Here is a 14,891-nt window from a genome sequence, read left to right on the forward strand (position 1 = left end):
ATATAATGTTACCAGCAAACACTAATTTTTTCATCTATTTGTTGCATTAGAGCCCAAATATAAATGTGGTAGTCTTTAATATGAAAATCTCCGTCTGTAAAGATAATAGGGCTTTCAAAATTTTCTAATTCGTTAAGGCGTTGGTCTGTAGGGTTTGCAATAAAATCTACTGCCAAACCTACTTTTACATTAGATTCTCTTTTAAAACGAGCAGTATACATATCGTCAAAAGCTACAAAATTAGCACCATTACTAAAACTATACTGAATTCCTGGAGTTATATAACGCAATGGGCTACCTTGAATATCAAAAATTAAATTGTCTTGAAAGAACGTATCATTATTTATATTGGTTTTGCGATATACCAATCCACTATTTACTAAAGTCTCGCTATACGATGGGAATGTTACAATCGGTTCTGGAATATTCTTATCATTTTCATAACTTCTCCAGTAATGCACACATCCACACTCACTTGTTGTAGTACAAAGCCCAATGTTTTTCCACCAACCTCCTAAAGTTGAATTATTTAATGCATACACATATCCCATACCTCCTAATGCAGCTGTCACCAATTTTTCTCGCAATTCTGGATTGGTATCAAATAAGTCTCTCACCAACATAGCTAAAAGAAATGAACCTTGGGAATGTCCTGCAAGAATGATTTTGTTACCATTATTATGGTTGTCCAAGTAATTTTGAAAAGATGCTTTTATATCTGAGTAAGTTTCTAATAGAGCTATTGCCCTTTCTTCTTCCGTATGATAAGCACTTAAGAAAGATGCAGGAGTAGCTTGTCTATATTTTGGAGCAAAAAATCGACCATATTTTGCTAACAATGCTCCTTGAGCTAAAATCGTTAGACCTATATAATTGGTATCTTGAGTCTCAATTGATACTGTACTTGGAAATGAAGGCGGATTTTCAAGATGTGTTGGATGCACCCAAAATACATCAATACCAGTATTTGTAGTGGCATTATTATTAATCTCAATATTAGAAGTGATGTTTAAATTTTCATCAACGACAGCAATATCTAAATCGTAAGTCTGTAAAAAATTAAAAGGCTGATTGGGATGAAAATACCAATTAGACATAGTACTATAGTCAATTGTTGAAATAGGAATGTCAATAACATTAGGTTCAGGTTCCTGCTCTTCTTGAATAGATGAACAAGAAATAAACAATAGAAATGTACAGATCCAAGTGTATTTCATTATATGTAATTTGATGTGTTTTGGACTATTATCAACTTAAAAGATTTAATTTATATTTCAAATCATTTTTAAAAATAACAATATGATTTTCATTTACATAAAAAAAATCAGCTCTATCTTAAACGTAATGATGGCTTTAAATATTGCTAAAGTATTTATATATAAATTAGTTACATGATAAAGCAATTATTTATTCACGGTGTTCTACCTATTTTCTTTTATTATTTGAGTTCGTTAAATAATATTTCATCATTAAACTCAACTTTAGATACATGTCTAATGCTATTGTTCCAATCTAATGGTGTCCAATATTTAGGGTATTTTACAACAATAGGATTTCCAATTAATTTTGCTTTCAGATTATTTAATTCTAATCCATTTTCAAGCCCTCTGTTGATGTAAAATCTACGTGGTTTATTTTCTATTATAAAAATAATGTCATTTCCTTGGTTGCTATAAATTTCAGATACGATTCCTTTTTCAGTAATTGCATTATGTTCAGAAACAATCGGAACAGGTCTAAAAATTAATATGGAAATAATTACAATGATGAGACTCAAAACAATCATAAAATATTTAACTATTTTTTTCATATGTGTGTAATTTTTAAATTGGCTACAAAAGTTTGTTGCGTGGCTAAGCAATTAATTATAAACAGTGTTTACAGTAGTTTTTAATTCATTTGTTAAGTTTTCTTTAGTCAACCCATATTCATTTAAACTATCCCATAATTCCTTATCTGAACCCAACAGATTCATTAAGCCTTCTTTTCCATATTTCCTTAAAGTTCTTTCGCATATTAGAGCTCCAATTATATATGGAATTGGGGTTTCATTATCTATATAAAATCTTTCATAAGGTTGTAAGTGATTAGCTATGTTAACCGAAGATTCATTTAAATAAACTTTAAATTTTTCTCTATGCCACTCATAGCTATTTTTTCCACTACCACCTAAGTAAGTGGCTATTCCTTCATTAAGAATAGGCTGAATAGAAGGAAACAATTTTGTGGTGTAAATATGAACAATTTCGTGAGTGTAATATTCCGAATTATTACCAGAGTAAATAATGTTTCCATAATCTACCATTCCGCCAGTTTCACTAAAATACATATTTGGTAAATAGTCAAACCCCTTAATCTCAAAAACTTGTTTTGGTGTGTCACAAGAATAGTAAGTTATATCAATTGCATTTGTGTTGAAAAAATCACAAATAAATTCAATATCTTTTATTTGCATTTTCATTTCAATTTCATTTGGTATTTTTCTTTTCGGCAAGTAATATGTTATACCCTCTTTTTTTATTTGTGTCCATTCTTTTGTTTGGTATTCAATTGCGCGTTTCAACTTCCAATCCGTTTCTACTCTTTTAGCAATAATATTATATATTGCTCTTATCGTTGTTGCTTTTGTTGCCGTATTTGTTCCAACAAATCCAATTTTTAATATTTTTTTATTTTCCGAAATTTTGATGATTTCCATCAAAGTTGGCTTGAAATAGTTTTCATCATTTTTGTTACTCTCAATTTTAAAAATATCTCTGTAAGGATAAATGTATGTTTCAAAATCAGATATAAGCCAATTCTCGTTATAAGTCAATGAATTGTTTTTTGTCTCAAGAAAGTTAGATAAGATTTGAATGATTTTTTGGTTTTCTGTGTTTAACTGTTGGATTGATGGTGAAATTGATAATGTAAAATTATCATCATTTTTAATTTGACTTTCACAGGAAAAAGTCAAAAGAAATAGCCCTATAAATATTAAAACTCTATTTTGCATAATAATCAAATTCATTGTTTTTGGTCTTGCACACAATAGTTTTGTATATGGCTCAAAGCATGTAAATTAGTAATAATTGGAGCTAGTCAAAGTGTTTTAGTCAATCAATTTTAATTTATATCTCACGTAATGTATACTCTTAATCGGTTTTCCATCTTTCAAAGCAGGTTCAAATCTTAATTCTGACATATTTGATTTTACTTGTTCATCTAACCACATATTGTCAGCTACTGCAAATTTGATTTCATCTATGAGTCCTTTTTCATTAACAAATACATAATAGCCATAAAACATAATATGGTCATCTCCATAAGGTTCGAATATTGATGGTTCGGCTTGGAAATTCTTTGTCAATTCTAAATCATTTAAAGGTTTTGGCTCATTTTCGGGTAATTGATACTCCTCATAATCTTCATAACATCCTTTACAAATTCTTGAAACAACAAATGTTTTGACTTTAGGATTTTTAAATTTCCGAAACTTTTTAGTTGAAACAGAATTTCCATTGTCATAAATAGTTTCTTCTTTTAGATTTCCATTATTGTAATAGATTTCCATTTTGCCATGACGTTTTCCATTTTTATAATTTACAAGTCTTTGTAGTGTATCGTTTTTAAGTTCTTTCCAAACTCCGTGAGCTACATAATTCTTGTATTCACGATAATGGAATTCAGGTATATTATCTTTAAAAAATGGTTTGGAATAAAACTCACTATATCCGGTTCCATCTATTAAAGTTTGTTCTCCTATTTCATTCCAATGATTTTTTAGTCTATAATCACCATCTATAAATTCTGCATCAACTTTTTTGTTTCCATTTTCATAATATTCTAACCATTCTCCCTCACGTTCATAATCTGATCTGTATGTTCCTATTTCTGCTAGTTGCCCGTTTTTATACCATTCTTTATATTTTCCAATTCTCTCGTTATTATCTATAAGTTTTGATTCGAGTTTTTTAGGATTTCCATTATCATAATACCATTTATGAATTAGGATGCTTTTTAATGGTTCTTTAGATACTTGATATTTGAGGTTTCCATTATCATAAAATTCTTTCTGCTCACCTGTTTGTTTACCACTTAGATAATGTATAATTTCTTTTTGTTTCCCATTTTCATAAAAAGACTTGAATTCTCCATTTATAACACCTTGTTCAAGCTGAAACTCATCTTTGATTGTTTTGTTGTCATAAAAGGTCTTACAAAGACCTGTAAAGTTCATGTCAAACTCTTTACCATCTTCATCTAGACAAATTTCGTTAGGATTTTTACGAATGTAAGATTCAATTAAGAACATGGTCTTTTCATTTATTTCATAGTAGTCTTCATCAAGTAAAGACATTTCGTCAAGTCTATCGTAAAGGTCGCTATCAAACAAATCACTTTCTTGAGCTTTGTCCATTAGCTTTTTGTTTTTTTGATAGATTTTATGAGCTTTCTTAACCAAATTTGCCATTTCAGAATCTCCAATATGTTCCAAACCTTTAATTATTGTTGGCGCATAAGGACCGTAACCATTGTAGTAGAATTGTACAAATCCACCGTTTGTAACTTGAGCATCTAAATACCACCAATAATAAAGTGCTTTTTGACCATACGACAAAGATTTCCCACGTTCAATTTCGTGTTCTTTGTCTTTTACAAATTTTGATATTGGTTCAAGTACAAACCAGCCAAAATCATAACCGCTTAATTTAAAGAATTCTCCTTTATTTAATTCAGGTCGGAAATGCTCGGTTTCATTATATTCCCAATAAGGGTCGTTTTCGTTTTGGGCTTTACAACCAAATAGATTTAATATATTTATCAAAATGATTAAAATGTTAAGTATCCTTTTCATTAGTGATGTTTATTCAACATTATAGCTAGCGTGTTGGCGTATGTTTAGTTCAGTGGTTAAGCAACTAATTTAGTAAATAAATCACAGAAAGAATATTCCTTAAGAACTTATGTAAGTCGATATTGATCAAGCAATTAATTATTAGCGGTATTAACCAACGTTATTTTATTTGCTACAGACAAATATTTGTTTTTCAGAACTATCGTTAAATTCCTCTTCTTTAAAATTTCCGAACTTATGAATAATTGTAAAACCATTCCATTCTAAGTATGCGTCTAGTTCTTGAGGAAAATACAATCTCATATCTAAATTTTGAGTTGAATGAAATTCATCATTTATATAGTAATTCCATTCTATCCGATTAATTTGACTTTGATTTTCATAACGCATTGTCTGCTTTATTAAAACATGTCTTCCATCTTTGGTTGTGTATTGAGTAATTTCTTTTTCCTCTTTTTCACTCTCTACAATGTATTGAATATTTGGATTAAAGCAATCTAACAACAATAATCCCTTTTCTTTTAGATGGTTTTTTACAACAGTAAGTGCTTTAAATAAATCTTCGTTTTTATATAAATGATGAATAGAATTAAATGGAATAAAGATTAAATCATATTTCTCACGTAAATCTAAAGTTCTAATATCTGATTGAATAAAATCAATATCTAAACCAGCCTCTGTAGCTTTAATTTTTGCTTGTTCGAGCATTGTAGAAGTGATATCAACTCCACTAATATTATATCCATTCTTTGCTATGGGAATTGTAAGTCTACCTGTTCCGCAACAAAGTTCTAGTATACGAGCACTTTTTTGTTTTGGTAACCAATTTTGGTAAAATTCTAAATCAGTTAAGTCAGTATTCATTCCGTCGTAAACATTCGCATCATAAATTAAATCTCCTACCTTGTATTTACTTTTCATTTTAGTCTTTAATTTTAATGAGATTTTCATTACTCTAATTACCCACAACGTCCTATTAAACGGTTAGTTGCGGATTTATCAGTATCTAATTTTCCTGCGGAAAGTCCTAGCAGACCAACATATAATTGCCTTTGTTTAAGCACTAAACTCCAATTATTTTTATACGATGTTGTAGCTCGTTTTAATTAATTAGTTTGCTGATGTTTTTTAAATCAGAATCTTTAACGTTATAATTTTTTTCTTCTTTTAAATAAATTATTTCACCTGTAATACTATGGATTACAGAAAATATTTTATGATAATTTAATTGAGTATACATAAAGTAATAGAAGTCTTCTCCGTCTAAAATTTTTGAATTTAATTCATTGTTAGAAATGACTTTGTATTCATGTTTATACTTCTCAAAAAGTTCTTCGGAGGGTACATTTTTTTTTAAACGAAAAGAGGTAAAGCTATATTGTTTTAAAATCCAATCTGGTGCATAAAGGGTTTGATTATTCAGATCTTTTAATTTTAATTTATTTTTCACACCATCACTTCTTTTGAAATTCTCACCTTTCACTAATTTATGATTTAGAGTTTGAAAATAATTTTTAATGTAGCCTACATTAAGATTGTAACTGGCTGGTTCATTTATTGGGTTATAATCAGGAATTTCTTTATCGGGATTTTTGTCACGCCACTCATAGTTGTATTCAGTCATGTTACTTAATGTATACTGCCTATAGCTTATACTCGGAGTGAAGTAGATTTCTGCAACAAGCAACGGTCTTATTTTTATATTTTCTTTTTTCTTTTTTTGATGATATAGCATAAGAAATTTAAAATCGATTCTTAATTTTGAGAAATTTGAGTCATAGCTAATTCTTCCACCAGTTAACTTATCGCTTTTTATTAATTTTATAATTGAGTTACCCTCCTTTGTATAAAACTCTTTATCTTTTTCATAATTATCTTGTGAAACAAATGTAATTTTATTTAATGTCCATATGTCTTGAACATTAGTTTTTACTTCGTCCAAATTAAGTTCAATGGGCACAATGAAATAAGTTTGAGAGTTTTTAACCAAGTCAAATTGATCTTTTTTAAGATTAACATAAACTTGAGAATACAATTTTATAATCGATAAAAAGCAAAAGGCAAATAGTACTGTTTTTTTTATTTTTATTTATTTGATTAGTTAATCCTATTGTTTTGAAAAATTACCAACAACGATTTGTTTATGGCTAGTTGCGTGGTTTAGCAACTAAATTAGTAAACTTTAACGAACCCGTGAATATTCCTGTGGAATATACCCAAATAGAGAATAATACAGCAATTAGTGATACAAATTGTTAGCAGCAGTTTTTATTTTTTTTCATAATAGACCTGATTCCCTTTTGTAAAGACAAATTCTTTGCTCAATTCTAATTTAGGAAGTTTGAATATTTTATCATTCACTGAATGCTCTTTTATTTCTTTTAATGTCATAGTGATTGTTGTCATTCCATCCATTCTTTTCACAATTTTAAAGGGTAAAGAATTAGATAATTTTAAATATTCCGACCACATATCGTATTTGTGATTGCTGTATAGTGTATAGTTCATTTTTAAATAATCTGAATTGAAAAAATACTCATAAGTGCCAGTTTCCCATTCCACAATTACTTTAGAGCATTTTATGTTCAGGATTATTTCATCTGTTTGTTCTACTGCTATTTTTGGGCTTTTTTCTTTTAATTCGGTTTCTAAATCTATTTCAGCTTTAATTGCAGGAACTAAATCCAATTTTTTGTCTAATGTTAAAATTTCATTTCTATATGATAAATAAATAACTTTAATTTTTCCTTTATTTGGTTTGCTCAAATAGTTTCCATTTTTATAGGTAGTCAGAGTTTCCTCAAAAAATTGCCCGCTTTCCATCATCTTCTCTTTTGTCATTCCAAACTGTTTTGAGAATTTTTCAGCAATCTCAATGTCATTTTCATACACAAGCGTTCCCTCAAAATTTTGACTAAAACCCAAAATTGGAATTAAAAATAAAAGAAGTAGCATGTTTTTCATATTGTAGGTCTTAATAAAACAATTAATTATACACTGTGTTGCCGATAGTTATTTTATTTTCCGTCCTTTAATTCCGCTTGCACAACCGAAAAAATATTCCACATATTCAACATCGAATTCAGGTCTGTTAAAAATTCGATGTGTGTTTTTTGAGTTTCCAAATTCCTCAGTATAAACGCCTAACATTTTATAAGTTTCTGGACTACCAAGAAATACTTTTCCTAAAATAGGAATAACATTTTTTAAGTAAAACATATAAAATGGTTTTAATATTTTATTTTTTGGAACTGAAACGTCAATTAGCGAGAATTTTCCGTTTGGCTTTAAAATTCTGTTGATTTCATTCGAGAGTTCTCCAAGTTGTTCATCATTAAATGTCTTTAATCCAAAACCAGAAATAACATAATCTGCTGTTTGGTTTTCTATTGAATTTTGAAAAACGTTTTCTTTCAGAACTTCAATTGTTGATTTTTTGAACTTTCTTTTATTTTTCTCTGCACGATTTATCATTTCTGTTGAGAAGTCAAGTCCGATAAGTTTTGAGTTTTTATCTGATTTTTTTAGAATATGTTTCCAACATTCTCCCATTCCAGTCATTAAATCAACAACTATTTTTCCTTTTTCAATTCCAATTTCCTCAACGCATTGTCTTCTCCATCTTTCGCTAAACCCAAATGAAGTTATGTAATTCACTTTTGAATAAGAACTCGACATTTTATCAAACAGTTTTTCGACAAATTTAGGTTCGTAAATATCTTTCATTTGTGATGTTAGCTCTAATTATTGGAAACGGTTTTAGGTATGGCTAGTTCTGTGGTTAAGCAACTAAATTAGCAAAAGTAAACCGAACCAAAGAAAATTCGCGAGAATTTTCGTAAGCAAGCCAGAACTAGCAATAAATTATATACTTTGTTGGGTGTAGTTATTTTATAATTTCATTTTCAATATCCACTAATTTCAATTCTTTATGGTAGCTTTCTATTCTTGAGTGAGCAGTTCCGTCAACTAATAAAATGACTATTAGCATAGCAATTGTTGTAATGCTTATTGCTCTCCAAGTTGGTGTGTTAACAAACAGAATTAATAATGATGCTATGATAATTAATATTGGAATTACTTTAAATACAACTGTATACTCCTTTAAAGTGCTTTCTGAACGTTCAATCTCGGATTGGTAAAAAGCAGATGTATCAGTATTAAAATCCTTTTCAAATTGTTTAACTCTTTGAATGTTTGTGTAGTTAAGACCACTACCAATTATTAAAAGTAATACACCAGCCACAAGCGTTGGAATGATATAAGCCTTAGCTAAATCTGTTTTTCCTAATTGCCAAAATCCAACACTTGCGATTAAAAATCCTATCGCAAATAAGATAAAAAAACGTGTTGAAAATACTTCGGCTTTTGCCCATTCTGTCGCTAATTTTAATAGTTCCATCGTTTAATTTAGTTTATATTTTTCTCTGTATTCAGTTGGACTTATTCCTTCTTTCTTTTTGAATAGTCTCGAAAAATAGGGTGGATATTCAAATCCTAATTCGTAAGCCACTTCTGAAATACTTTTATTTGGTTGTAATAGTATATTTTTCGCCTCATCTATTAAGTGTAAGTGTAAATGTTCGGTTGTAGTTTTACCTGTTTCTTTTTTTAAAGTGTCACTTAAGTAACGTTGTGAAATCGACATTTTATCTGCGATTTGTTCTATACTAGGAATACCTTTTTCTTGTAATTGTCCAGATTCAAAATATTCCGTTAAACGCTTATTGAATTGCTCTAACAAATTATTGGATATTTCTTTTCTATTTAAAAATTGCCTTTCATAGAAACGATTAGCATATTTTAGTAAAGTGCACAATTGCGAAATGATTATTTCTTTGCTAAAAGCATCTTGGTTATTTTGATACTCAATTTCAATATTTTCAACAATAGATTCTATCTGTTTTTCTTCTTTAGGCGAAAGGTGTAAAGCTTCATTTACGGAATATGAGAAGAAACCGTATTTTTTAATTTGTTGCGCCAATTCTGTTCCTTTCAAAAAATCTTCGTGAAAGTTTATTGAAAAGCCTTTTTGTTCAAAAACTACGCTACTATCCCATTGCAAGACTTGTCTTGGTGCAATGAAAATTAAAGCGCCATTTGTGAAATCATATTTTGTTCTTCCGTAGTTTAAATTCCCTTCTACATATTTTTTAAAACTAATGGAATAGCAATCATTAGTAATTGGTGGGGAACTTTCTCTTGGACAGGGTAAATAACCATCTTCTTTCGAGTTGAACACGCTCAACATTGGATGCTCTGGTCTTGGTAGTCCTAAATAGTCTAAATACGATGATAATGTTTTAAAATGTTGCATAATACAAATTTAGATATTCCATTTTATACCTGTCTCTTTTTCTGAAAGCTCCCATAGTCGTTTAGCTACTGCTTTATCTTTAGCGTGTGGTTCTATTTTGTGTGCTCCAACTGGACCTACCCAATTGCTTCTTCCTGTTGGTCCGTAAAAACCGCTTTGGTCTAAATTTGGTTCTGTTGCACACATTAATTGCGGATAAGCACCTTTTTCAGCGGACTGTGTTAATGGGGATAATTTCATCAGATTAAAGATTAATTTCATCATAAAACTACCGCTTGTATTTATCAAGTTGGTTCTTGAAGAACCTGGATGACACGCATAGGCTTTAACATCTGTTTCTCCTGCTTCTTTTAATCTATCTTGTAATTCGTACATTGACATAATCTGTGCAAGTTTACTTTGACTGTAAGCATCGTTAGGTGTATAGTCTTTGTCCCAATTCAAATCATCGAATTTTATGGTTTTAATTCCCATATCATAACCCATACTTCCAACTGTTACAATTCGACCTTTGGATTTTTCAATGAGAGGGAATAGCAATGCTTGCAATGTCCAATTTCCATAGTAATTCGTTCCCATTTGGCTTTCCCAACCATCTTCAGTTAGCTTTTGTTTAGGTACTTGTGCAATGGCTGCATTGCAAATAAGTGCATCAATTTTAGGAACTGTTTTTAATACTTCTTCGGCTGCTTTTTTTACAGATGCTTGTTTGGATAAGTCCATTTGAATGTTTGTTGCATCGATTTTGTTACCCAATTCTTGTTTTAATGTTGCAATGGTGTTTTCTGCTTTTTTGGGGTTTCTATTAAGCATTACCACTCTCGCACCTTTTGATAGCAATATTTTCGCTGCTTCAAATCCTGTTCCGCTTGTAGTTCCTGTTATGACGTATGTTTTACCATATAATTTTTCAATCCTGTCTGGTGTCCAACCTTTTTTACCAAATTGATTTGTATTCATTTTGTCTATTTTTTTAAGATTAAAATTATAATACAAAGTTCGGGTAGTAGTAGTCTTAATTCCTTATACGGATTTTCAAATGTTGGATACTTTTTGGTTTGAGTGGTAATTACGCGCAACGGTTTAGTATAAGATTAGTTGCGTGGTTCAGCAACTAATTTAGCAAACTTTTACGAACCCGTGAATATTCCGCAGGAATATTCGCAAGTAGGCAGAAATAAAGCAATTAATTATTCACGGTGTTGTAAGTAGTTTTTTATTTTATTCCAACTAATGTTTATAATACTCGGTTCGTAAATAACTTGTTTTTTCTGAAATATAATTATTAAAATACTTTCAATCGATGAAATGACTGCTAGATTCAAGCATAGTTTTCCGAATCCGTGTGTTGAATTCAGGATAAGTTCCGATAGATAGAGAAACAAACTTGTTAGCCATAAATATCCTAAGATAGTTTTCGTAACATAAAATCTTTTAAATTTCAAATAGGATAATAAAAGAACAATAGTTTTAATCGTTAAAATCAGAATTATAGGCGACCAGAAATTCAGTCCAACATTTCTTATGTAAATCACACACCCAGAAATCAAAATCCAAGATAAGTAATAGATTAGAACGGATTTGGTGTTTTCATTTCGGCTATACTTTGAAATATCAAAAATTAAAATCGTCAAAAAAATAATAGTTGCAAGAATATCAATACTCATCGAATATTTAAAAGCGATAATCAATAACGCAAATAAAACACTTAATCCTATTCTTAAACCGTCGTTCACTTAGCTGGTTTTAAATTACTTACAATGGTTTAACGTATGATTTCGTTACGTGTTTAAGCACTAAAGTTAGCAAATAAATCACAGATAGAAAGTCCGCGAGGACTTTCGTAAGTAGGCCATAACTCGCAATGAATTATACACATTGTTGTAGCAAGTTTTTTATTCAAATACTATAGCTAAATCAGATTTTAGAATTTTAACTATACAAAAAGGTTGAGTAACCACACCTGTAACATCGCCATCTGGAACTAAATCAATTACATTAACTATTATGTTTTCAGAATTAGACATAATGCTAAATTCAAGAATATGACCTCCATTTCCTTTTATTTCATCAAAAACAGCTATAATTTGAAATTCAGAAAAGTCTATATCAATCTCAGTAAAGTTATCAGAAACGTTATTTTCAGAATTTATTTGGGCTATTAAACTATTCCAATCGCTTTGGTTTGTAATAACCATATTTTGTTGAATGATTCCTTCATTACCATTTCCAAAAAGATTTTCTCTAGCAATTAAGGTAAATTCAACATTTGTCATTTCAGAAGTGTCGTCGTCTGAATTACAACTCAAAGTGAGTGCAAATAGCAAAATAATAAGTACATTATTTTTCATAAAATATAGTTTGTTTTCTATTAGATGCAAAAATGTTGAAATGGTTGCGTCAAAATTTGATACAGCGGTTTTATGTATGGTTAGTTGCGTGGTTAAGCAACTAATTTAGTAAACAAAAACGAACGCGAGAAAATTCCGAAGGAATTTTCCAAATAGGCAACGACCAAAGCAATGAATTATACACGTTGTTGTAACACGTTATTTATTATTTTTTACATATTCCAAAATAGGGTCAATTCCGTTTTTATAATCCTCAAATGTTCTTGTAACTTCGATGTCAGGTTTGATGCTGTTGTCATCTTTATCCCAAAGTTCATAATATTCCGTCGAAAAAGTAATTTTCATATTTGAATAAGGAAGATAAAAATATTTCACGTAACCATAATGGTTAGGTTTCCCACTTGTTTCTTCTCCAATTATTGTTGCATTAGTCCATTTTTTGAAATCAATAGTATTCCAAATTGCCGAAGAATAAGTGCTGTTACCAATTACAACAAATAATCTCTCTTTTGTATTTATGTTTTTGTTTTCAGCTATTTTTTTAATGAGGTTTTGTGCTAAATAAGAACTACCACCTTTATTAAATCTCATGTCAAAAATCAATTTTTGAACTGGCTCTTTTTCTAATGTTTCCAAAACTTTGTTTTCAAATTCTTGAAACGAAGGCCATCTGTATGCTTCATTTTTGTTACCATATTTTAAAACAGATTCTTTACTCATACATTTATTGTATTGAACGTAATATATCTGTTCTTTCGCATAATATTTTTCTTTGAATATTTTTCCTTTACCGTCAATATAATAGGGTCTTACTCCATCAATTTTTGTTTCTATATTATCTCGTCGATTGTTTATTGCTAATGATATTGAGTGTTTTGATTTGTAGCCATTATAATCTTCAACTTCAAATTGGTAAATAGAATCACTTGCTTTTGAAAAATCAAAATAGCTTAATATTGAACTCATGTTTAAAACGTTGGGAATTCTAGCTTTTATAATTGCATTATTGTCTGCTGTAATTAAAGTCTTTAAGCTATCTACAACCTTTTGAATTGGATAATTATTAATTGAGATAATTTTTTTGTCTAATAAGTCATAATTATTTTTTGTGGTTTTTATAATATAATACCCATCTTTAAACCAACTCATTTTAATAGGTAGTCCTTTTTTTCTTTTTGTAAACCTAAATATATTAATTCCTGTGTGTGAATCGCCAATTTTTGAAATCAACTGTTTAAGTTTAATTGCGGTTTGTAAATCCGAGTCAGCATCTAATTCTTTTATTATTGAGTTTAGCTCTTTTTCAAACTGTTCTTTTGAGATTTTGAAGTATAAATTCTTATGTTTTTTTTCTAATTCGGTTTTTAAAAACTCAATATCGGTTATCCAATCTTGAGTTTCGAGTTCTTGACTATAGACATTTGTTGCTAATAGTATTAGTAATAAAAATATCGTTCTTTTCATATAAGTTTCTTGGTTTCGTTTAATGTGTTACAACGTGTTTGTATAAGATTAGTTGCGTGATTTAAGTACTTAAGTTAGCAAATAAAAACCGAATAGAAAATCCGCAAGGATTTTCGTAAGTAGGCTAGAACCAAGCAATAAATTATATACGGTGTTGTAAGCAGTTTTTATAGTTGATTTAAATATCCAATAACTTTGGATTCAGGTTCATAAAATACATATAAATATCCGTGTCCAAAGTGTAAATAAGGGTCGATATATTCTTTATCTAAAATTTCTTGTCCTTTCACAGTTTCACTATCATCAATATCTTCTAACTGAAATAGAAATTCCATTTTATTTCCAGTAATCGGACAAATAAGCCATTCCTTATCGTGAATCCAGTTTGGTAGTATAGTATGTCCTATTTCGCCTGGAACCATATCAAATTCGTGAACACCAGTCTTAATTTTTACTGTTGGTGCATTTTCAATTTTGAAATTCAGCCGTTTATATTCAATGTAAGCATCAGAAGGAATGTCTTCAAATAATTGGTTGAAGTTCGAAGTAACGTTATCTCTGATAAGTTTTGGCTTTTTGGGGTTTGAGTAGTCAAAAAACACAGGTGATTGAAGGTCAATGAATATTGGACAAACTAAATGTAAGTCGAAATCAATTTTCGGAAAATGAGTTTCGTTTTTGGAAATGCATCCAAAATAGACTATTGGACTTGTTTTCAATTCGGGAATATCAATTTCAGAACTTGCTTTTCCACCAATTGAGTTAATTCCTTTTTCGTCCAAAATCAAACTTGCTTTGTTCGTGTTAGATTTTTTCTTAAATATTTTCGATAATATGCTCATTTCTCAAATTGCTTACAACGTGTTTGTGTATGGTTAGTTGCGTGGTTTAGCAACTAAGTTAACAAACAAATCACAGATAG

The 14,891-nt window shown here is 29.6% G+C and carries 14 protein-coding genes; all 14 read right to left on the bottom strand.

Annotation, left to right across the window (positions count from 1 at the left end; translation table 11 throughout):
• Window positions 1-8: 8 nt before the first annotated feature.
• The 14 genes from ACJJVO_RS05915 to ACJJVO_RS05980 all read right to left on the bottom strand — a co-directional run bounded on the left by ACJJVO_RS05915 (window position 9) and on the right by ACJJVO_RS05980 (window position 14,811).
• Entirely contained in the window at window positions 9-1,217 is a 1,209-nt protein-coding gene (locus ACJJVO_RS05915) for a DUF3089 domain-containing protein (protein WP_405571607.1), read from the bottom strand.
• A gap of 221 nt (window positions 1,218-1,438) precedes the next feature.
• Window positions 1,439-1,810: a hypothetical protein gene (locus tag ACJJVO_RS05920; RefSeq protein WP_405571609.1), complete on the bottom strand. Its 372-nt coding sequence runs from the start codon at window positions 1,808-1,810 to the stop codon at window positions 1,439-1,441.
• A 51-nt stretch (window positions 1,811-1,861) separates the two neighbouring features.
• A complete protein-coding gene (locus ACJJVO_RS05925) occupies window positions 1,862-3,010 on the bottom strand; it encodes a hypothetical protein (RefSeq protein ID WP_405571611.1) in 1,149 nt (382 codons plus the stop codon).
• Window positions 3,011-3,091: 81 nt separating this feature from the next.
• Window positions 3,092-4,837 carry a DUF4375 domain-containing protein gene (locus tag ACJJVO_RS05930; protein WP_405571613.1) on the bottom strand — a complete coding sequence of 582 codons (1,746 nt, stop codon included), beginning with the start codon at window positions 4,835-4,837 and terminating at the stop codon, window positions 3,092-3,094.
• A gap of 165 nt (window positions 4,838-5,002) precedes the next feature.
• Window positions 5,003-5,758 (bottom strand): class I SAM-dependent methyltransferase, encoded by a 756-nt coding sequence (locus ACJJVO_RS05935; RefSeq protein ID WP_405571616.1) that lies wholly within the window; start codon window positions 5,756-5,758, stop codon window positions 5,003-5,005.
• Window positions 5,759-5,939: 181 nt separating this feature from the next.
• Window positions 5,940-6,872, bottom strand: coding sequence for a hypothetical protein (locus ACJJVO_RS05940; protein WP_405571618.1), 933 nt, complete (start codon window positions 6,870-6,872; stop codon window positions 5,940-5,942).
• Between the two features lie 233 nt (window positions 6,873-7,105).
• The gene (locus ACJJVO_RS05945; RefSeq protein ID WP_405571620.1) at window positions 7,106-7,801 is read right to left on the bottom strand and encodes a hypothetical protein; all 696 of its coding nucleotides are present in this window, start codon (window positions 7,799-7,801) and stop codon (window positions 7,106-7,108) included.
• 48 nt (window positions 7,802-7,849) lie between these two features.
• Window positions 7,850-8,563, bottom strand: coding sequence for a class I SAM-dependent methyltransferase (locus ACJJVO_RS05950; protein WP_405571623.1), 714 nt, complete (start codon window positions 8,561-8,563; stop codon window positions 7,850-7,852).
• Window positions 8,564-8,723: 160 nt separating this feature from the next.
• Entirely contained in the window at window positions 8,724-9,239 is a 516-nt protein-coding gene (locus ACJJVO_RS05955) for a hypothetical protein (protein ID WP_405571625.1), read from the bottom strand.
• Between the two features lie 3 nt (window positions 9,240-9,242).
• Window positions 9,243-10,154 (bottom strand): helix-turn-helix domain-containing protein, encoded by a 912-nt coding sequence (locus ACJJVO_RS05960; RefSeq protein WP_405571628.1) that lies wholly within the window; start codon window positions 10,152-10,154, stop codon window positions 9,243-9,245.
• Between the two features lie 9 nt (window positions 10,155-10,163).
• On the bottom strand, window positions 10,164-11,114 hold the full coding sequence (locus tag ACJJVO_RS05965; protein ID WP_405571631.1) for an SDR family oxidoreductase: 951 nt from the start codon (window positions 11,112-11,114) through the stop codon (window positions 10,164-10,166).
• A gap of 935 nt (window positions 11,115-12,049) precedes the next feature.
• Window positions 12,050-12,505 (bottom strand): hypothetical protein, encoded by a 456-nt coding sequence (locus tag ACJJVO_RS05970; protein WP_405571634.1) that lies wholly within the window; start codon window positions 12,503-12,505, stop codon window positions 12,050-12,052.
• A 198-nt stretch (window positions 12,506-12,703) separates the two neighbouring features.
• Window positions 12,704-13,969, bottom strand: a complete 1,266-nt coding sequence (locus ACJJVO_RS05975; protein WP_405571637.1) for a hypothetical protein — start codon at window positions 13,967-13,969, stop codon at window positions 12,704-12,706.
• 167 nt (window positions 13,970-14,136) lie between these two features.
• The gene (locus ACJJVO_RS05980) at window positions 14,137-14,811 is read right to left on the bottom strand and encodes a hypothetical protein (RefSeq protein ID WP_405571639.1); all 675 of its coding nucleotides are present in this window, start codon (window positions 14,809-14,811) and stop codon (window positions 14,137-14,139) included.
• Window positions 14,812-14,891 lie beyond the last annotated feature (80 nt).

The sequence above is a fragment of the Winogradskyella sp. Asnod2-B02-A genome (assembly GCF_045063645.1).
Classification (GTDB): Bacteria; Bacteroidota; Bacteroidia; order Flavobacteriales; family Flavobacteriaceae; genus Winogradskyella.

Bases quoted from the DNA above. Each gene is read 5' to 3' on its own strand.
- ACJJVO_RS05915 (WP_405571607.1), bottom strand. From the start codon at position 1,217: ATGAAATACACTTGGATCTGTACATTTCTATTGTTTATTTCTTGTTCA.
- ACJJVO_RS05920 (WP_405571609.1), bottom strand. From the start codon at position 1,810: ATGAAAAAAATAGTTAAATATTTTATGATTGTTTTGAGTCTCATCATT.
- ACJJVO_RS05925 (WP_405571611.1), bottom strand. From the start codon at position 3,010: ATGAATTTGATTATTATGCAAAATAGAGTTTTAATATTTATAGGGCTA.
- ACJJVO_RS05930 (WP_405571613.1), bottom strand. From the start codon at position 4,837: ATGAAAAGGATACTTAACATTTTAATCATTTTGATAAATATATTAAAT.
- ACJJVO_RS05935 (WP_405571616.1), bottom strand. From the start codon at position 5,758: ATGAAAAGTAAATACAAGGTAGGAGATTTAATTTATGATGCGAATGTT.
- ACJJVO_RS05945 (WP_405571620.1), bottom strand. From the start codon at position 7,801: ATGAAAAACATGCTACTTCTTTTATTTTTAATTCCAATTTTGGGTTTT.
- ACJJVO_RS05950 (WP_405571623.1), bottom strand. From the start codon at position 8,563: ATGAAAGATATTTACGAACCTAAATTTGTCGAAAAACTGTTTGATAAA.
- ACJJVO_RS05955 (WP_405571625.1), bottom strand. From the start codon at position 9,239: ATGGAACTATTAAAATTAGCGACAGAATGGGCAAAAGCCGAAGTATTT.
- ACJJVO_RS05960 (WP_405571628.1), bottom strand. From the start codon at position 10,154: ATGCAACATTTTAAAACATTATCATCGTATTTAGACTATTTAGGACTA.
- ACJJVO_RS05965 (WP_405571631.1), bottom strand. From the start codon at position 11,114: ATGAATACAAATCAATTTGGTAAAAAAGGTTGGACACCAGACAGGATT.
- ACJJVO_RS05970 (WP_405571634.1), bottom strand. From the start codon at position 12,505: ATGAAAAATAATGTACTTATTATTTTGCTATTTGCACTCACTTTGAGT.
- ACJJVO_RS05975 (WP_405571637.1), bottom strand. From the start codon at position 13,969: ATGAAAAGAACGATATTTTTATTACTAATACTATTAGCAACAAATGTC.
- ACJJVO_RS05980 (WP_405571639.1), bottom strand. From the start codon at position 14,811: ATGAGCATATTATCGAAAATATTTAAGAAAAAATCTAACACGAACAAA.